This window comes from Micromonospora sp. DT53, assembly GCF_049841535.1.
In the GTDB taxonomy this organism is placed as follows: Bacteria; Actinomycetota; Actinomycetes; order Mycobacteriales; family Micromonosporaceae; genus Micromonospora.
On record NZ_JBNCKM010000001.1, the window covers coordinates 506733 to 524060 of the forward strand.

Annotated in this window: 22 protein-coding genes; 21 read left to right on the forward strand and 1 reads right to left on the reverse strand. The window is 73.1% G+C overall.

Annotated elements, in window-relative coordinates:
* The first annotated feature begins 131 nt into the window (after positions 1-131).
* The 12 genes from ACLQ3B_RS02490 (at position 132) to ACLQ3B_RS02545 (ending at position 10695) form a co-directional block, all read left to right on the forward strand.
* Positions 132-824 (forward strand): cell division protein SepF, encoded by a 693-nt coding sequence (locus tag ACLQ3B_RS02490; RefSeq protein ID WP_425776944.1) that lies wholly within the window; start codon positions 132-134, stop codon positions 822-824.
* Positions 825-853: 29 nt separating this feature from the next.
* Complete coding sequence (locus tag ACLQ3B_RS02495; protein WP_030334503.1) at positions 854-1159, forward strand: YggT family protein; 306 nt, start codon at positions 854-856, stop codon at positions 1157-1159.
* Between the two features lie 44 nt (positions 1160-1203).
* Positions 1204-2013: a DivIVA domain-containing protein gene (locus tag ACLQ3B_RS02500; RefSeq protein WP_036411965.1), complete on the forward strand. Its 810-nt coding sequence runs from the start codon at positions 1204-1206 to the stop codon at positions 2011-2013.
* A gap of 80 nt (positions 2014-2093) precedes the next feature.
* Complete coding sequence (locus ACLQ3B_RS02505; protein WP_425776946.1) at positions 2094-2819, forward strand: hypothetical protein; 726 nt, start codon at positions 2094-2096, stop codon at positions 2817-2819.
* Between the two features lie 10 nt (positions 2820-2829).
* Entirely contained in the window at positions 2830-3135 is a 306-nt protein-coding gene (locus ACLQ3B_RS02510) for a DUF167 domain-containing protein (RefSeq protein WP_425776948.1), read from the forward strand.
* A 22-nt stretch (positions 3136-3157) separates the two neighbouring features.
* A complete protein-coding gene (locus tag ACLQ3B_RS02515; protein ID WP_425776950.1) occupies positions 3158-4657 on the forward strand; it encodes a potassium/proton antiporter in 1500 nt (499 codons plus the stop codon).
* A gap of 226 nt (positions 4658-4883) precedes the next feature.
* Entirely contained in the window at positions 4884-5315 is a 432-nt protein-coding gene (locus ACLQ3B_RS02520) for a TraR/DksA family transcriptional regulator (protein WP_425776952.1), read from the forward strand.
* 64 nt (positions 5316-5379) lie between these two features.
* Positions 5380-5994 carry a signal peptidase II gene (lspA, locus tag ACLQ3B_RS02525; RefSeq protein WP_425776954.1) on the forward strand — a complete coding sequence of 205 codons (615 nt, stop codon included), beginning with the start codon at positions 5380-5382 and terminating at the stop codon, positions 5992-5994.
* The gene (locus ACLQ3B_RS02530) at positions 5991-6935 is read left to right on the forward strand and encodes an RluA family pseudouridine synthase (protein ID WP_354971130.1); all 945 of its coding nucleotides are present in this window, start codon (positions 5991-5993) and stop codon (positions 6933-6935) included. The genes lspA and ACLQ3B_RS02530 overlap by 4 nt, the downstream gene beginning before the upstream one ends.
* Positions 6936-6977: 42 nt before the next feature.
* Entirely contained in the window at positions 6978-8009 is a 1032-nt protein-coding gene (locus tag ACLQ3B_RS02535; protein WP_425776957.1) for a hypothetical protein, read from the forward strand.
* 95 nt (positions 8010-8104) lie between these two features.
* Positions 8105-9808, forward strand: a complete 1704-nt coding sequence (locus ACLQ3B_RS02540; protein ID WP_425776959.1) for an AAA family ATPase — start codon at positions 8105-8107, stop codon at positions 9806-9808.
* Between the two features lie 56 nt (positions 9809-9864).
* A complete protein-coding gene (locus tag ACLQ3B_RS02545; protein ID WP_425776961.1) occupies positions 9865-10695 on the forward strand; it encodes a DUF2567 domain-containing protein in 831 nt (276 codons plus the stop codon).
* On the opposite strand, the gene ACLQ3B_RS02550 is transcribed toward ACLQ3B_RS02545, so the two are convergent.
* A complete protein-coding gene (locus ACLQ3B_RS02550) occupies positions 10610-11314 on the reverse strand; it encodes an LON peptidase substrate-binding domain-containing protein (protein WP_425776963.1) in 705 nt (234 codons plus the stop codon). The two genes, ACLQ3B_RS02545 and ACLQ3B_RS02550, sit on opposite strands and share 86 nt — an antisense overlap.
* Positions 11315-11420: 106 nt before the next feature.
* Between ACLQ3B_RS02550 and hisD the strand changes: the two genes are divergently transcribed.
* The 9 genes from hisD to ACLQ3B_RS02595 all read left to right on the forward strand — a co-directional run bounded on the left by hisD (position 11421) and on the right by ACLQ3B_RS02595 (position 17327).
* Positions 11421-12743: a histidinol dehydrogenase gene (hisD, locus tag ACLQ3B_RS02555; protein ID WP_425776965.1), complete on the forward strand. Its 1323-nt coding sequence runs from the start codon at positions 11421-11423 to the stop codon at positions 12741-12743.
* Complete coding sequence (locus ACLQ3B_RS02560) at positions 12740-13831, forward strand: histidinol-phosphate transaminase (RefSeq protein WP_425776966.1); 1092 nt, start codon at positions 12740-12742, stop codon at positions 13829-13831. Before hisD ends, ACLQ3B_RS02560 begins: the two co-directional genes overlap by 4 nt.
* Entirely contained in the window at positions 13828-14439 is a 612-nt protein-coding gene (hisB, locus tag ACLQ3B_RS02565) for an imidazoleglycerol-phosphate dehydratase HisB (protein ID WP_030334475.1), read from the forward strand. The genes ACLQ3B_RS02560 and hisB overlap by 4 nt, the downstream gene beginning before the upstream one ends.
* A gap of 58 nt (positions 14440-14497) precedes the next feature.
* Positions 14498-14668, forward strand: a complete 171-nt coding sequence (locus ACLQ3B_RS02570; protein ID WP_196925398.1) for a hypothetical protein — start codon at positions 14498-14500, stop codon at positions 14666-14668.
* Positions 14669-14681: 13 nt separating this feature from the next.
* On the forward strand, positions 14682-15314 hold the full coding sequence (gene hisH, locus ACLQ3B_RS02575; protein WP_425776968.1) for an imidazole glycerol phosphate synthase subunit HisH: 633 nt from the start codon (positions 14682-14684) through the stop codon (positions 15312-15314).
* A 36-nt stretch (positions 15315-15350) separates the two neighbouring features.
* Positions 15351-15674 (forward strand): hypothetical protein, encoded by a 324-nt coding sequence (locus ACLQ3B_RS02580; RefSeq protein WP_425776970.1) that lies wholly within the window; start codon positions 15351-15353, stop codon positions 15672-15674.
* Positions 15675-15688: 14 nt separating this feature from the next.
* Complete coding sequence (gene priA, locus ACLQ3B_RS02585) at positions 15689-16414, forward strand: bifunctional 1-(5-phosphoribosyl)-5-((5-phosphoribosylamino)methylideneamino)imidazole-4-carboxamide isomerase/phosphoribosylanthranilate isomerase PriA (protein ID WP_091407754.1); 726 nt, start codon at positions 15689-15691, stop codon at positions 16412-16414.
* Positions 16411-16800, forward strand: coding sequence for a RidA family protein (locus ACLQ3B_RS02590; protein WP_425776972.1), 390 nt, complete (start codon positions 16411-16413; stop codon positions 16798-16800). Before priA ends, ACLQ3B_RS02590 begins: the two co-directional genes overlap by 4 nt.
* An 80-nt stretch (positions 16801-16880) precedes the next feature.
* Positions 16881-17327 (forward strand): MarR family winged helix-turn-helix transcriptional regulator, encoded by a 447-nt coding sequence (locus ACLQ3B_RS02595; RefSeq protein ID WP_425776974.1) that lies wholly within the window; start codon positions 16881-16883, stop codon positions 17325-17327.
* Position 17328 lies beyond the last annotated feature (1 nt).

Sequence of the window (17328 nt, forward strand, 5' to 3'; positions counted from 1 at the left end):
GGGGTCGTGGCGCGCGACGCGAATCGCGTGCCGGGGGGATTGCCGTTCCGGTCCGATGGGCATGGTTGTCCACTCGCGACGGGCGACATGGCACGGGGGCGCGTGCCGCACGGCGGACGGAAGGGCGCGGGATGGGTGCACTGCGCAAGGCGGGGGTCTGGCTCGGTCTGGTCGAAGAAGACGACGAGCGGGCCTACGACGACGGTGGCTACGACAAGGGTGGCTACCGCGACTCGCGTTACCGGCAGAGCCGGTACGCCGAGGAGTTCGCCGACGACGACGAGGACGACACCGAGGAGCCGCCGGCTCCCCGGCCGCGCGACAGCGGGCGGGGTCGACTCTCCGAGCGGCCGAGCGGGCGGTTGAGCGAGGCCGAGCGCGGTGACGGTGAGCGTCCGGAGCGGGTCGAGCGGTCCAGCGTACGGTCGATCACCAGGTCGTCGGCGGGTGAGACCTCCGGCGCGCTGACCTACCACACGCGGGACAACCTTGCCCTCGCGCCGCAGGTCACGTCGCGTGAGCGTGCCCTGCCCGAGGAGGAGCAGCGTTACCAGATCACCACGCTGCACCCCACCACCTACCGGGAGGCGCGCACCATCGGCGAGCACTTCCGTGACGGGGTCCCGGTGATCATCAATCTCACCGAGATGGATGAGGCCGATGCCCGCCGTCTGGTGGACTTCGCCGCCGGACTGGCGTTCGGCCTGCGCGGTACGATCGAGCGCGTGACCAATCGGGTGTTCCTGCTCTCACCGGCTAACGTCCAGGTCACGGCTGAGGACAAAGCCAAGATCGCTGAGGGCGGCTTTTTCAGTCTGAGTTGACCCCGCCCGACCGAGGGACGTCGCTGACCGTGTTGTCGATCTTACTGCAAGTGCTGTACCTGATCCTTTATGTCTTCCTGCTCCTTCTTCTGTCCCGGTTCGTGTTGAGCGCCGTCCTGCAGTACGGCCGTCGCTGGCAACCGGGGCGTGGAGCATCGGCAGGATTGGAATCCGTGTGGAGCGTCACTGATCCCCCTCTCAACGCGTTGAGGCGTGTGATCCCTCCGCTGCGAATTGGTACCGTGAGCATCGACCTGGCCTCCCTTGTGCTCCTGGTTATCCTGTTCGTGCTGATGGAGTTCGTGTTAGGGCCGTCGATCAGGGCATCTGCCTGATGACCGACGCGCTTTCGCGGCCGCAACTGACCCGAGGAGTTTCGATGCCGCTGACCCCGGCCGACGTCCACAACGTCGCCTTCAAAAAGCCGCCGATCGGCAAGCGGGGGTATGACGAGGAGGAGGTCGACGCCTTCCTGGACGAGGTCGAGCGCGAGCTCGCCCGTCTCATCGAGGAAAACAACGAGCTGCGCGCCCAGGTGGAGCGCGGCGGCCGCGGCGGTGCCCCCGCAGGCCCCGGCGGCGACGCCCGACTGGCGGCGGAGCTCAACGACGTCAAGGCCCAACTGGACCGCGTGCAGCGCGACAAGTCGGCGGCCGAGCAGGCTGCCCGCGCGATGCAGGCCGAGCTGGAGCAGGTCCGCGCGACCGGCGGCCCGGCCGGCGGCGTCACCGGTGACGGTGAGCAGCAGGCCCTGCGCGTGCTGATGATGGCTCAGCGCACCGCCGACGACCACGTGTCCGACGCTCGCCGCGAGGCCGACCAGCTGCTGTCCGAGGCTCGCAGCAAGGCCGAGGAGGTGACCCGGGAGGCGCGCGCCAAGGCTGACGCCCTTGAGCGGGACGCCCGCCAGCGGCACCAGGAGGCCATGGGCGGCCTGGACGCCAAGCGCACGGCGTTGCAGAAGCACATCGAGGAGCTCAAGCAGTTCGAGCGCGAGTACCGCACCCGGCTCAAGGCGTACCTGGAGAGCCAGCTGCGTGACCTCGACGGTCGTGGCCAGGGCCTCGAAGCCGAGATGACCCGCTCCGAAGCCGGCCGGGTCGCTGGCGGCAACGGGCTGGCCGCAGCCGGTCTCGCTGGTTCCTATGGCGGCGGCGGGCGCTCCGGCGCCCTCGAAGCCGGACGCTGAGCACCGGCCGGCGATCGCTGTCCGCCAATGGTGACGGTCGCCGGCCCTGCCTGGACGGTTCGACGCGGCGGGGGTGAGCCGTGATAGTCGCAAGCCTTCTGCTCATCCTCGTCGCGGTGGTGCTGCTGGTGCTCGGCCTGGCCGGTGGCTCCAGCTTCCTGTTGGTCATCTCCATCGCGGCCAGTCTGCTGGCCGCCGTGGCGTTGGTGGTGGGCGCCCGCCAGGCAGCCGCCAACCGCGCCATGGCGGATCCCGGCCGGCCCGACCGGCGACACCCCGACGCGCCCCGCACGGCCAGCCAGGCCACTCCGGGTGTCGCGTACGGGCCGCCGCTGGCCGAGCCGGAGGTGCCGGTCCAGCACATGCCCACGACGTTTGGTACCGGCGGCACCGGGTGGCGGCAACCACCCGTGTCGCCGGTCGACCATGCGCCGCCGGTCGACCATGCGCCGCAGGTCGACGAGGCCGCACCGCTCGTCGACGAGGCACCTTCGCGGGCCCGGCCGGTCAGCCCGGCGTCGCCGATCGCGACGTCGACCGACGACGTGTTCGACCCCGCGGTCTCGGCGGTCGACGAACCGGCCGTCCAGCAGATCACGGCCGCCGAGGCGGCCCGGGTGGCGCGACTGCTCGACGCCGTCGAGGTCGTCGACGGTCGCCCCCGTTACCACCTCGACAGCTGTCCCCACCTGATTGGCTGGCAGCCCGAGACGCTGCCGGTCGCCGAGGCCGTGGAACTCGGCTTCACTCCGTGCGCGCACTGCGCGCCGGCGACCGCTCTCCTCGCCGACGCCCGGCCGATCTGACGCGGTGCCGGTGCCCGCGCAGGACACGCTCACCGTGGCGGTACGGGTGAAGCCCGGCGCCTCCCGGGGCCGGGTGGGCGGCCGCTTCGACGGCCCGCACGGGCCGGCCCTCGTGATCGCGGTCCACGAGCCGGCCGTCGACGGTCGCGCCACCGAGGCGGCCCGCCGGGCGTTGGCCGGCGCGTTGGGCGTCCGACCGGCCGCGGTGTCACTGCGGACCGGCGCGGCCAGCCGGGACAAGCTCTTCCTCGTCGATCGGCCCGGCCCGGAGCTGCCCGCGGTGCTGCGCCGTCTGCGCGACGGATCCGCCGAGTGAGGACAGCCCAGGCAAGGCAGCCGTGACGCCCGGGCTGGATATCGCGCTGCTGCTCGGTGCGGCCGTGCTGCTGGTCGCGGTCGGCGCGGTGCGGCTCTCCACCCGGCTCGGTGTGCCCAGCCTCCTGGTCTACCTGGCGTTGGGCGTGGCGATCGGCGAGGGCGGATTGGGTATCCGCTTCGACGACGTCGAGCTGACGCGGACCCTCGGCTTCTGCGCGCTGATCGTGATCATCGCGGAGGGCGGCCTCACCGCCCGGTGGACCACGCTGCGCCCGGTGCTCGGGTTGGCCTCCGCGCTCTCCACGGTCGGCGTGATCGTCAGCATCGTGGTGGTCGGCGTCGCCGTACACCTGCTGCTGGGGCTGGACTGGCGGTTGGCGCTGCTCTACGGCGCGGTGCTCTCGTCCACCGACGCGGCAGCCGTCTTCGCCACCCTGCGCCGGCTGCGGTTGCCGCCCCGGCTGGTCGCGACACTGGAGGCCGAGTCGGGGATGAACGACGCCCCGGTGGTGCTGCTGGTGGTGCTGCTGTCGCACCAGAGCTTGTCGCACCCGTGGTGGTACGAGGTCGCGCTGGTCTGCTACGAACTGGGCGTCGGCGCGGCGGTGGGCGTGGCCGCGGGCGTTGCCGGCACCTGGGCGCTGCGCCGGGCGGCGCTGCCCTCGGCCGGGCTCTACCCGATCGCGGCGGTGGGCATCACCGTGCTGGCGTACGCCGCCGGGGCGGTTCTGCACGCCTCGGGCTTCCTCGCCGTCTATGTGGCCGGGGTGCTGCTGGGCAACGCACGGCTGTCGCACCGGCAGGCGATTCTCGGCTTCGCCGACGGGCTGGCCTGGCTCGCCCAGATCGGGTTGTTCGTGCTGCTCGGGTTGCTGGCCTCGCCGGGCCGGCTGGACGCGGCGGTGCTGCCCGCGGTGGTCGCCGGGTTGGCTCTGGTGCTTCTGGCCCGGCCGCTGTCGGTGGCCGTCACGGCGTTGCCGTTCCGGGTGGGCCTTCGAGAACAGGCGTTCCTGTCCTGGGCCGGGCTGCGCGGGGCGGTGCCGATCGTGCTGGCCACCATTCCGCTCTCCGAGCGGGTGCCCGGCGCGGAGCGGCTCTTCGACGTGGTCTTCGTGCTGGTGGTGATCTTCACGCTGGTGCAGACCGGGACGCTGGGGCCGTTCGCCCGCTGGTTGCGGGTGACCGCGCCGGCCGAGGCCGCCGAGATCCACGTGGAGACCGCGCCGCTGGAGCGGATGCGGGCGGACCTGCTCCAGGTGGAGGTGCCGCAGGGCTCGCGACTGGCGGGCGTGCACGTCGACGAGTTGCGGCTTCCGCTGGGCGCGTCGGTGACCCTGGTGCTGCGCGACGGCGTGGGCTTCGTGCCCGCACCGGACACCCGGCTGAAGACCGGCGACAGTCTGTTGATTGTGGCGACCGCAGGGGTGCGGGACGCTGCGGAACGGCGGTTGCGGGCGGTCAGTCGGCGGGGCCGTCTGGCCCGATGGTTTGGTGAGTACGGGGATGAGGTGGACGGTTGATCTGCTAGCGTTCCCTTTGCCCCAGTTCGGCAGGGCTAGGGGCTGTTAGACGGCACGACGGTGCGCCACGTTGTCGGACGCCTGTACGTTCCGTATTCTTGCCAATCTCCGGAGTGCGCGGCCATCGTCGCCGTGCGCCCCTTTTCGTACATAGGGGACGCCCTGGTTGGCGCCCCCTGACCCAGGCGCCGCGGACCGCGCGGTTCCCCGGCCGAGGGAGCGACCCATGGCGAAGCCATCCGACACCAGGACCGCCGGGCGCAAGCCGGCTGCCAAGCCGGTGGTCAAGGCCACCCGCAGCACGGCAGAGACCGAGAAGATCCGGGCGGCGCTGGCGGCGCGGCGGGACGAGCTTCGTGCCGAGTACGATCAGACGCTGAGTGAGATCACCGAGCTGCAGCGCGATCGGCTGACCGACTCGGCCGGGGACGACCAGGCCGACACGGGCACCAAGACGCTCGAGCGGGAGCAGGAGATCTCTCTCGCCAACAGCATTCTGGAACGGATCACGCAGGTGGAGCGCGCTCTGGAGCGCCTCGACGAGGGTGGTTACGGCTGGTGCGAGCGGTGCGGCAACCCGATCCCGGTCGAGCGCCTCGCCGCCTTCCCGTCGGCCACCCAGTGTGTGACGTGCAAGCAGCTGGAGGAGCGGCGCTGAGGTCCGTTCCCCGGCGGCGATGAGACGGTGAGCGATCACCGCCAAGACTGTCGATGGGGAGCGCATGACCGCAGTACCGTCCGCCGAACCCGGCCGTACCGACCCGGGCGGCGGCACACGCCGGCCCCGGGCCGTCGCGATTCTCGCCGGAGTCGCCCTGGTGGCCCTGCTGGCCGACCTGGTCACCAAGCACCTCGCGCTGGCCGCGCTGACCGACCGGGAGCCGGTCCGGCTGCTCGGCGGGTTCGTCTACCTCAGCCTGACCCGCAACAGCGGTGCGGCCTGGAGCATCGGCGCGGACCACACCTGGGTCTTCCCGCTGATCACCATCGGGGTGGTCGGCTGGATCGTCTGGATGGCACTGCGTCTGCGCTCGCTGCCCTGGGCGGTCTCCCTCGGCCTGGTGCTGGGTGGCGCGTTGGGCAACCTCGTCGACCGGATCTTCCGGGCGCCGTCCCCCTTGCACGGGCACGTGGTCGACATGATCAGCCTCTTCGACCCGTACGGTCAGGTGTGGCCGGTGTTCAACCTGGCCGACAGTTCGCTGGTCTGCGGCGTGCTGCTGGCCGTCCTGTTGGAGCTGACCGGCCGCCAGCGTGACGGCCGGCGGGCGGGGCGCGACGGCGACCCGGCCACGACGGACGCCGAGCCGGGCGCCGAGCAGCGGGAGCGGGCATGACCTCCGCGTTCGCCGCTGGCGGCGACCACCGTTCCCTTCCGGTTCCGGACGGCCTCGACGGCATGCGCCTCGACCAGGCGGTCTCCCGCCTGTTCGGGCTCTCCCGCACCGCCGCCGCAGCCCTGGTCGACGCCGGAGACGCGCTCGTCGACGGCTCCGCCCGGCCCAACTCGCACAAGGTCAAGGCCGGCTCCTGGCTGGAGGTCACGCTGCCCGCCCCGGTCGCACCGCCGACCGTGGTGCCGCAGGCGGTGCCCGGCCTGCGGGTGGTCTACGCCGACGACGACATCGTCGTGGTCGACAAGCCGGTGGGGGTGGCGGCGCACCCCAGCCCCGGGTGGACCGGGCCGACGGTGATCGGCGCGCTCGCCGCGATCGGGCACCGCATCTCCACAAGTGGCGCCGCCGAGCGGCAGGGCGTGGTGCACCGGCTGGACGTGGGCACCACCGGGATCATGGTGGTGGCCAAGAGCGAGCAGGCGTACACGGCGTTGAAGCGGGCCTTCAAGTACCGCGAGGTCGACAAGGGCTACCACGCGGTGGTGCAGGGTCACCTGGACCCGCTGCGCGGCACCGTCGACGCGCCGATCGACAGGCACCCCACCCACGACTACCGGTGGGCGGTGGTCTCCGGCGGCAAGCCGAGCATCACCCACTACGACACCCTGGAGGCGTTCCCGGCGGCGAGTCTGGTCGACGTCCGACTGGAGACCGGCCGGACCCACCAGATCCGGGTGCACTTCTCCACCCTGCGGCACCCCTGTGTGGGTGACCTCACCTACGGCGCCGACCCCACCCTCTCGGCCCGTCTCGGCCTGGCCCGACAGTGGCTGCACGCCCGCGAACTGAGCTTCTTGCACCCCCGAACGGGGGACGAGGTCCGGTTCGTCAGCGACTACCCTGACGATCTGGACCGTGCGCTCCAGATCCTGCGTGACTGAGCGGCGACCGCCCGACACCGTTCCACAGAGGGGATCCCGCCCGTGCGCGCCGGCAACCTGCTGCGGCAGCTGGACCAGCGGCTGTTGCCGCCGCTGACCCGGGCCGTGGTCCGGCTGGGTGACCGGCCGGCGCGGTCCGGGGTGCTCAGCTGGGCCACCGTGCTGTCCGCGGCGGCGGTGCTGGGCACCGCGGTCTGGGCCGTCGACGACACTCCGGTCGGCGACCGGACGGTCGGCGAGGTGACCCGGGTGGGCGTTGCCGACGGCGACTCCGTCCCCGGCTACCTGCGGTCGGCCGCGGCCGACCTGGCCGCGCTGCCCGCGTCCGCCCCGGCGGCCGAGGGCGGGACGTACGCGCTTGTCACGCTCGACGCGTACCTGCCGCCGCAGCGGCTGGCGACGGTGCTCGGCGACGTCGGGGTCTCGACCGTCTTCGGGCGGGTTCCGCTGCCCGGCCGGCAGACCGAGATCGTCAAGATCCCCGCGTTGCGGGTACCCGACGACGTGGTCGCCGGAATGGAGCAGGTGGCGTCCCGCAAGGAGACCGAGGCCGCCGACTACCGGGCCCGGGCCGCCGCGGTCGAGGGTGACGGGGTGGGCGAACGGGAGCTGCGCGAGCAGTACGCCAGCGGCGCCGAGGTGGCCGCCGCCGAGGCGGCCGCGTACCGCACCGGCTGCGCCTGCGTCTACGCGGCGGTGGTCCGCGCGACGCCGGTGGCGCTGCGCGGCGTCGCGGCCCGGCCGGATGTGCGGGCGGTCGACCCCGCCCCGGAGGTGTACCGGCTGGACCGCACGGTTTTCACGCCACCCCTGCCCGAACAGCGCGACGTGGTGCGCCCGCCGGCCGACACCGGGCCGAGCCCCGCGCCGACCGAGGCCGGGCGGCCGGCGCCGGCGATCAGCGCACCGGTGCCCTCGGCTGCCGTGGGCGAATCGTCGGAACCCGCACCAGTCGTGACGATTCCGTCACCCGAACCGTCGAGGCCGGTGCCCACCGAGTCGGCGCCGCCGAGCGTCACCACCTCGCCGGACGCCACCGTCGCCGAGCCGTCGTCGTCGCCGTCGCCGTCGTGATCTGCGCCGGCTGGTGTGCGTTCTGAGGTGTGGTCCGAATAGGGTTGGGTTCGTAGCCTGTCAGACAGAGATCGATGGCGCTGGGAGGGCGGGCCGTGGAGGGCAGTGAGACCGGCTGGGGCCGGCCGGCCGAACCAGCGCCGCGGTGGCGCGCGTTGTTGGACCGTGCCCGGCTGGGCGGTCGCGGCGCGGAGCAGACCGAGCCGGAGCGGCACGGCGATGAGCCGCCACCGGACCAGCTGCCACGGCGAGCGGCCCCCAACGGCTACGCCGGGCGGGCACCCGCCATCGGGCATCCGGCCGACCTGTCGTACGGCGCGGAGCCCGGTTACCGGGCCGAGGCCACCTACCGGGTCGACCCCGCCTACCGGGCTGAGCCCGGGTACCGGGCCGAGCCGGACTATCGGGCCGAGCCGGCGTACCGGACCGAGCCGGGTTACCGGGCCGAGCCGGACTATCGATCGGAGCCGGCGTACCGGACCGAGCAGCCGGACTACCGCGCCGAGCCGGGCTATCGGGCCGAGCCGGGTTACCGGGCCGAGCCGGGCTACCGCGCTGAGCCGGGCTATCGGGCTGAGCCGGATTACCGCGCTGAGCCGGGCTATCGGGCTGAGCCGGATTACCGCGCCGAGCCGGGCTACCGCGCCGAGCCGGGCTACCGGGCCGAGCCGGAGCCGCCGCCCCGCGGCCCCGACCCGGTCCCGTCGCGCTACGCCTTGCTGGACAACGGCTACCGGCCGGGCGACCCGCCGGTGGAGTCGCGGTACGCCCTGCTGGAGACCGGCTACCAGCCGGAGACCGGCTACCCGGCGGCCCCGTCACCGCCCCTGCCGGTCGCACCGCCACCGGTCATCCCGCCACCGGTCATCCCGCCACCCGCGCCACCGGTCGCCCCGCCGGTTCCGCCGCCACCCGCTCCGGTGGTCGGCTCGGCGGTCGCCGAGCGTGCCTACCCGCCCCGGATCGAGTGGCGCCCACCGGCCGTCGACCAGGAGCAGGAGCGCGCCAACGGGGTGCTCCAACGGGACCTGGGCACACCTCGCGTGTTCGCCTTCGCCAACCCCAAGGGCGGGGTGCACAAGACGACAGCCACCGTGCTCGCCGCGGCGACTGTCGGCAGCGTCCGCGGCAAGGGCGTGCTGGCCTGGGACGACAACGAGCTGCGCGGCACCCTCGGTCTGCGTGCCGGCAGCGCCCGACACGCTCGGACGATCCGGCACCTGATCAGCGACCTGGCCCAGATCGAGATCCTGGAGGGCGCGACCCTGCTGGACCGGCTGGACGACTACCTGCGGCACGCCTCCGACGGCTCGTACGACGTGTTGGCCGGCGAGGAGAGCCCGCGCTTCGCCCAGCGACTGGACCAGTTCACCGTCCGACGTGTGCTGGAGTTGCTGCGGCGTACCCACGACGTGGTCTGCGTGGACACCGGCAACAACGTGGAGAGCCCCAACTGGCGCACGGTGATGCAGGCCGCCGACCAGCTGGTGGTGACCACCGTGCCCCGGGAGGACGCGGCGTTCAGCGCTGACTGGATGCTCGACCTGCTGCACGAGGAGGGCATGGGCGAGTTGGCGGACAACGCGATCACCCTCATCTCCTGCCCGACCCCGGGTCGCTCGGCGCTCCAGGACGACCTGGAACGGCACTTCGCCACCCGTACCCGTGGTGTGGCCGTCGTGCCGTACGACCCGGCTCTGGAGACCGGGTCGTCGATCGAGTACCACCAGCTCCAGCCGGAGACCCGCCAGGCGTGGCTGCGGGCCGCGGCGATGATGGTGGAGCCGTTCGCCCGGTGAGCTGGTCTGCCGCCACCGGAGCCCCGGCCTCGCGCCGGGCCTGAGAGGATCATCGGGTGAGCCCGGACAACCCCGACCCAGAGCGGCCCGTCGACGAGCCCGACCAACCCGCGCCACCCCGTACGCCGGACGCGAGACCGCCGGGGGCCGACCCGTCGGCCGAGGCGGCGTCGGGTGGGTTCGGCCCGGGTGAGCAGCCGGCCTCGGCGGCGTACCAGAGCTTGCTGGAGCTTCGGTTCGACGAGCCGCGCCGTCCGCTGCGTGCCGTGGCGACGGTGCTGGGCGCCGTGCTCGCGCTGGCCGCGCTGGGTGTTCCGCTCGGGCTGCTCTGGGCCGCGCTCGCGCCGGACACTCCGGTGCTCAAGACCGCCGAGGGGGCGATCTACGCCGAGCCGCAACCGGAGCAGCCGATCGCCGCCGACGGCTGGTTCAGCCTGCTCGGGCTCGCCTTCGGGTTGCTCGTGGCGCTCGCCCTGTGGTGGGTGCTGCGTCGGCGGCGCGGCCCGGTCGGGCTGCTCGCCGCGGTGCTCGGCACGCTGGCCGCCGCGCCGGTCGCCTGGCAGGTGGGGCGGCGGGTCGGCCTGGCCACCTTCGACCGGTTGCTGGCGACCGCCCCGGCCGGGCAGGCCTTCAGCAAACCCGCCGACCTGCGCGCCGGTGGGGTGGACTGGCTGCTCGGCGTGCTGCCGGTGCCGCACGGCAACCTGCTGCTGCCGGCGTTCGGGGCCGCGGTCATGTACACCCTGCTGGCCGGGTGGTCGCGGTGGCCGGGGCTACGCCCGGAGCCCGAGCCGGGGGAGTTCAGTTGGGTGTCGGCGGGGACGCCAGCTCCGCCAGTGGCACCGGAACCGCCCGCACCTGACGCAGCAGAGCCGCCTCGCGGTTGAGCAACCGCAGCTCGGCGCGGAGCCGGGAGGCGGTGTCGTCGATCGCCAGCAGCCGCTGCCGGTCGTCCACGGTGAGCGCCGCGGTCGCCGCCACCAGGTGCGAGAGCACCGTCGGGTCCTCCGGCAGCTGCTCGGAGATCTCCTCCGGGTCGGAGCGGATCAGGCCGAGGTACTGCCGGAACACCGCGATCACCCGGGCGGCCAGCAGGTCGGCCACCTCGTCCGGGGCGCCCGGGTCGGGCAGCCACTCGACGTCGGCGGTCAGGTAGGGCTCGGCGCTGTCGTCGACCTCGGCGATCCGGAAACGACGGCGGCCGACCGTGACGATGTCGAAACCACCATCGGCCAGCTCGGTCACCTGGCGCAGCTCGGCGGTGCAGCCCACCTCGTGCAGGGTGACCTCGCCGACGTTCGGCGTCGCCCGACCGCCGGGACCGGCGGGCGCGACCTCCCAGCCGGCCTGGATGGCCACCACGCCGAACTCGCGCGATGCGCCCTCGGGCAGGCCGACCAGATGTCGGACCAGCGCCCGGTAGCGCTCCTCGAAGATGTGCAGCGGCAGCACCAACCCGGGGAAGAGCACCGTTGCGAGCGGGAACACCGGCAGCCGTGCGGTCACATGGTCGAGCCTAACCAATCCCGCCCCCCGGGGCGTGGCCCGGCTCACCGTCCCGGCGGGCGGGCGGCTCGGGTGGCCGTCGGGTCGGCCGCCTAGACTCGCAAGGGTGCTGAATCGGATCGACCTGCGCGACGGTCTCGGTGACCCGCGCCGCCTGCTGCCCCGTGCCCAGCTCGACGTGTCCGTCGCCGTCGAGCGCATCCGGCCCCTGGTGGAGGCGGTCCGCGAGCATGGGTACCCGGCCATCCGGGAGGCCAGTGAACGGTTCGACGGCATCTCCCCGGAGGTGCTGCGGGTGCCGGTCGAGGCGATCGCCGAGGCGGAGGGGGTGCTCGACCCGGCGGTGCGGGCCGCGCTGCTGGAGTCCATCGCCCGGGCCCGTCGGGTGCACGCCGACCAGCGGCGCACCGACCACACCACCCAGGTGGTGCCCGGCGGCACGGTCACCGAGCGGTGGCTGCCGGTCGACCGGGTCGGCCTCTACGTGCCCGGTGGCCTGGCGATGTACCCGTCCACCGTGGTCATGAACGTGGTGCCCGCCCAGGCGGCCGGGGTGCGCTCGCTGGTGGTGGTCAGCCCGCCGCAGAAGGACAACGGCGGCCTGCCCGATCCTCGGGTGCTCGCCGCGTGCGCGCTGCTCGGCGTCGACGAGGTGTACGCCGTGGGCGGGGCTCAGGCGGTCGCGATGCTGGCGTACGGCGCGGCGGTGGACCCGACGGGTGACCTGCGATGCGACCCCGTCGACCTGATCACCGGCCCCGGCAACATCTGGGTGACCGCCGCCAAGCGGCTGCTGCGGGGCGTGGTCGGCATCGACGCCGAGGCCGGGCCGACCGAGATCGCCATCCTGGCCGACGACACCGCAGACCCGGCGCACGTGGCCGCCGACCTGATCAGTCAGGCCGAGCACGACCCGCTCGCCGCGAGCGTGCTGGTCACCCCGTCGGTGGCGTTGGTCGAGGCGGTCGAGGCGGAGTTGGCCCGGCAGGTGCCGGCGACCAAGCACACCGAGCGGGTCACCACGGCGCTGACCGGTGAGCAGAGTGGCGTGGTCCTGGTCGACGACCTTGAGGCGGGGCTGCGAGTGGTCGACGCGTACGCGGCCGAGCACCTGGAGATCCAGACGGTCGACGCCCGGGAGTGGGCGCTGCGGGTCCGCAACGCCGGGGCGATCTTCGTGGGCGCCTGGTCGCCGGTGTCGCTCGGCGACTACTGCGCCGGGTCCAACCACGTGCTGCCCACCGGCGGTTGTTCCCGGCACTCCTCCGGTCTGTCCGTGCAGTCGTTCCTGCGCGGCGTGCACCTCATCGAGTACACCGAGGCCGCGCTGCGCGACGTGGCCCCGCACGTGGTCACCCTGGCCAACGTGGAGGACCTGCCCGCGCACGGCCAGGCGGTCCAGGCCCGTTTCCCGGGAGGGTCGGCGTGAGCGAGCGCAGCGAGCGAACCAGCCTGGATGATCTGCCGATCCGTGCCGACCTGCGGGGGCTGTCGCCGTACGGGGCGCCGCAACTGGACGTGCCGGTGCGGCTCAACACCAACGAGAATTCGCACCCGGTGCCGGAGCCGGTGGTCGAGGCGATCGGCAAGGCGCTCGCGGCCGAGCTGCGTGAGCTGAACCGCTACCCGGATCGGGACGCGGTGGCGCTCCGCGCCGACCTGGCCGACTATCTCGGGCACGGGCTCACCGTCGAGCACGTGTGGGCGGCCAACGGCTCCAACGAGATCCAGCAGCAGCTTCTGCAGACGTTCGGCGGGCCGGGGCGCAGCGCGCTCGGCTTCGTTCCGGCGTACTCGATGCACCCGCTGCTGGCCCTCGGCACCAGCACCCGGTGGGTGCCCGCCGAGCGCGGCGTGGACTTTGGGCTGACCGCCGAGGAGGCGGTGGCCCAGGTCCGCGAGCACCGACCGGACGTGGTCTTCCTCTGTTCGCCGAACAACCCCACCGGCACGGCACTGGACCCGGCGGTGATCGCCGCGGTGCTCGACGTCGCGCCCGGCATGGTGGTCGTCGACGAGGCGTACGCCGAGTTCGCCCGCCCCGGGACGGTCAGCGCCCTCGCGGTGTTGCCCGGCCACCCGCGGCTGGTGGTCACCCGGACGATGAGCAAGGCGTTCGGCTTCGCCGGCGGCCGGCTGGGTTACCTGGCCGCCGACCCGGCGGTGGTGCGGGCGGTGCAGCTGGTCCGTTTGCCGTACCATCTCTCCGCACTCACCCAGGCCGCCGCACGCGCGGCGGTGGCCCACCGCGATGCCCTTCTCGGTACGGTGAGCGCGATCATGGCGCAGCGGGACCGGATCGTGGCGACGCTGCGCGAGCGGGGGTTGCGGGTCGCCGACAGCGACGCCAACTTCGTGCTCTTCGAGGTGGGCGGCGACCAGACAATCGTCTGGAACGCCCTGCTGGCGCAGGGGGTGCTGGTCCGTGACGTCGGCCTGCCCGGCTGGCTGCGGGTGACCGCTGGCACCGCCGCCGAGACCGACGCCTTTCTTTCTGCAATGGAGACTTCGCAATGAGTCGGACCGCCCGGGTGGAACGGATCACCAAGGAGACCAAGGTCCTCGTCGAGATCGATCTCGACGGCACCGGCGCCGCCGAGATCAGCACCGGGGTCGGCTTCTACGACCACATGCTGCACCAGATCGCCCGGCACGGCGGCTTCGACCTGACCGTGCGCACCGTGGGTGACCTGGAGATCGACGCGCACCACACGATCGAGGACACCGCGCTCGCCCTGGGCGCGGCGTTCGACCAGGCGCTGGGCGACAAGGCCGGCATCCGGCGGTACGGCTCGGCGACCGTGCCGATGGACGAGGTGCTGGTCCGAGCGGCGGTGGACCTCTCCGGTCGGCCGTACGTGGTGCACGACGAGCCGGTGCTCGCCCCCTACATCGGGCCGGTCTACGCGACAAGCATGACCCGGCACATCTGGGAGTCCTTCGGGCAGGCGGCCCGGGTCACGCTGCACGTCGACGTGCTGCGGGCGGCCCGGCCGGGTGGTCACCCGGACGCGCACCACGTGGTGGAGGCGCAGTTCAAGGCGGTCTCCCGCGCGTTGCGCGAGGCCACCTCGATCGATCCGCGGTCGGCCGGGGCGATCCCGAGCACGAAGGGCGCGCTCTGATGAGCGCGAGGAGTGCAGCGCAGCGGAGCCCCGCAGTCGCGAATGGAAGGCGGCTCTGATGGGTGGCGCGTTGCCGACGTTGTTGCTGATCCTGGCCGGGGTGCTGGTGGGTGGCACCTGGTCGCTCTACCGGCAGGGCGCGCCGAAGGCCGCCGTGCTGGTCACCGCGGCGCTCGCGGTGCTCGCCACGGTCGCCGGGGTTCTGCGACTGCTGCCGGAGAACGGGTGATCGGGGTGTCGACGTGAGTGACGTCGTGGTGCTCGACTACGGCTCGGGCAACCTGCGTTCGGCGGAACGGGCGCTGGCCGCCGCCGGAGCGGACGTCCGGGTGACCGACGACCTGGCCGCGGCGGCTGCCGCCGACGGTCTGGTGGTCCCGGGTGTGGGCGCGTACGCGGCCTGCATGGCGGGGATCGAGGCGCTGGGCGCCGGCCCGGTGATCGCCGAACGGGTGGCTGCTGGCCGGCCGGTGCTCGGCATCTGTGTGGGCATGCAGGTGCTCTTCGAGCACGGCGACGAGCATGGCGTGGTCACCAAGGGGCTGGGGCTGCTGCCCGGCGGGGTGACTCGGCTGGCCGCCGCCCGGTTGCCGCACATGGGCTGGAACACGGTCCAGGCGCCCCGGGAGTCGGTGCTGTTCGCCGGGTTGACGCAGCGGAGCCGGTTCTATTTCGTCCACTCGTACGCCATGGGTGACCCGGCGGCGTTGGCCGCTGCCGGTGCCACGGTGACCACCGCCCACCACGACACGGACTTCGTCGCGGCGGTGGAGCGTGGCGCGTTGTCGGCGGCCCAGTTCCACCCGGAGAAGTCCGCCGACACCGGTGCCGCGCTGCTGCGCAACTGGCTCGCCACGTTGCCCAGCGGTGGCTGAGCGTCGTCGCACGGCGTCCGACCGGGGGGCGTCGCGGTGAGCCGGGAGCGCGCCCGTCGGCGGGCGGAGCGGGAGGCGGAGCAGGCCCGGGAGCGGGCGGTCCGGCAGCGCCGGGTCGCTCGCCGGCAGCGCCGTCGCGCGGTGGTGCGCGGGTTGACGCCGCGCCTGCGGCGGGGTCGCTCCGGGCGGCTGGCCCGGCACAGTCGGGGTGAGCGGGCCGCGATCGTGCTGCTCACCGGCGCGGCGTTGATCCTGATCTGGACGTTCGTCGACAACCTGGCGTTGCGTATCGCGCTGATCGTGCTCTTGCTGCTCGTACTGCCGGCGATCGTCGTGATCGCCCTGGACCGTCGTACCTGATCGAGGAGAAGACCTTGAGCCTCACCCTGTTACCCGCCGTGGATGTCGCTGACGGCCGGGCCGTCCGGCTCGTGCAGGGCGCCGTCGGAAGCGAGAGCATCTACGGTGACCCGCTGGACGCGGCGCTGGCCTGGCAGCAGGACGGCGCCGAGTGGATCCACCTGGTCGACCTGGACGCGGCGTTCGGTCGGGGCACCAACGCGCACCTGCTCGCCGAGGTGGTGCGCCAGTTGGACGTGAAGGTGGAGCTCTCCGGGGGCATCCGTGACGACGAGTCGCTGCGCGCGGCGCTGGGCACCGGGGCGGCCCGGGTGAACATCGGGACCGCCGCCCTGGAGGACCCGGTCTGGTGTGACCGGGTGGTCGCGGAGTACGGCGACCGGGTGGCCATCGGGCTGGACGTGCGGGGTCACACCCTGTCGGCGCGGGGTTGGACCCGGGACGGCGGTGACCTGTACGAGGTGCTGGAGCGGCTGGACAAGGCGGGCGCGAGCCGGTACGTGGTCACCGACATCACCAAGGACGGCACGATGCGCGGGCCGAACCTGGATCTGCTGCGCGAGGTGTGTGCCCGTACCGACCGGCCGGTGATCGCCTCCGGTGGGGTGTCCACCCTGGACGACCTGCGGGCGTTGGCCACCCTGGAGTCGGCCGGGGTGGAGGGCGTCATCGCCGGCAAGGCGCTCTATGCGGGCGCCTTCACGGTGGCTGAGGCGCTCCGGACCCTGGCTGAGGCGTGACGACGACCCGGCTCGGCTCGGGTGGCCCGTGGGAGCAGCGTTACGGGTACTCCCGGGTGGTCCGGGCCGGTGACCTGGTGTTCACGGCCGGTTGCACGGCGACGGTGGATGGCCGGGTGGTGCATGTCGGTGACGCGGCCGCGCAGACCGCGCAGGCGCTGCGGATCGGGCTGGCCGCGCTCGCCGAGGTGGGTGCGGAGCCGGGTGACGTGGTCCGGACCAGGATGTACGTGACGGACCGGCTGCACGCCGACGAGGTGGGCCGGGCGCACAACGCGGTCTTCGGCGCGGTCCGGCCGGCGGCGACCCTGGTGGTGGTGGCCGGTCTGTTGGACCCGGAGCACCTGGTCGAGGTGGAGTTGGAGGCGTACCTCGGCGATCGCTGAGGTACGCGCTCGGTCGGCTCGCTGGTCGACCTCCGGCCCGATAAGTTGTGCACAACTTAATTGTGGGCTACGGTTCAGCGGTGACCGATGACCTGGTGCTGCGCCGGCAGGTGTGCTTCGCGCTCTACGCCGCGTCGCGCGCACTCACCGACGTCTACCGGCCGATCCTCGACGAGGTCGGGCTGACCTACCCGCAGTACCTGGTGCTGCTGGTGCTCTGGGAGCGCCCCGACGACGCCCCCACGGTGTCCGAGCTGGGCGCCGAGCTGCGGCTGGACTCCGGCACGCTCTCCCCGCTGCTCAAGCGGCTGGAGGGGGCGGGCCTGGTGGTGCGGCGGCGGTCGGCCCGCGACGAGCGGCGGGTCGAGGTGGGCCTCACCGAGCAGGGTCGGGCGCTACGCGAGCAGCTCTGCGACGTCCCGCTGCGGATCGCGCAGGCCACCGGGCTGGGCTTCGCCGAGCTCGTCGCGCTGCGCGACACCCTCACCCGGGTCACCGACACCATCCACCGACAGAAGGAGCAGTGAC

Excerpts from the sequence above, each read along its gene's own strand:
- ACLQ3B_RS02490 (WP_425776944.1), top strand. The coding sequence starts at position 132 with ATGGGTGCACTGCGCAAGGCGGGGGTCTGGCTCGGTCTGGTCGAAGAA.
- ACLQ3B_RS02570 (WP_196925398.1), top strand. The coding sequence starts at position 14,498 with ATGGGTGGCGCGTTGCCGACGTTGTTGCTGATCCTGGCCGGGGTGCTG.
- ACLQ3B_RS02520 (WP_425776952.1), top strand. The coding sequence starts at position 4,884 with ATGGCGAAGCCATCCGACACCAGGACCGCCGGGCGCAAGCCGGCTGCC.
- hisB (WP_030334475.1), top strand. The coding sequence starts at position 13,828 with ATGAGTCGGACCGCCCGGGTGGAACGGATCACCAAGGAGACCAAGGTC.
- ACLQ3B_RS02530 (WP_354971130.1), top strand. The coding sequence starts at position 5,991 with ATGACCTCCGCGTTCGCCGCTGGCGGCGACCACCGTTCCCTTCCGGTT.
- lspA (WP_425776954.1), top strand. The coding sequence starts at position 5,380 with ATGACCGCAGTACCGTCCGCCGAACCCGGCCGTACCGACCCGGGCGGC.
- ACLQ3B_RS02500 (WP_036411965.1), top strand. The coding sequence starts at position 1,204 with ATGCCGCTGACCCCGGCCGACGTCCACAACGTCGCCTTCAAAAAGCCG.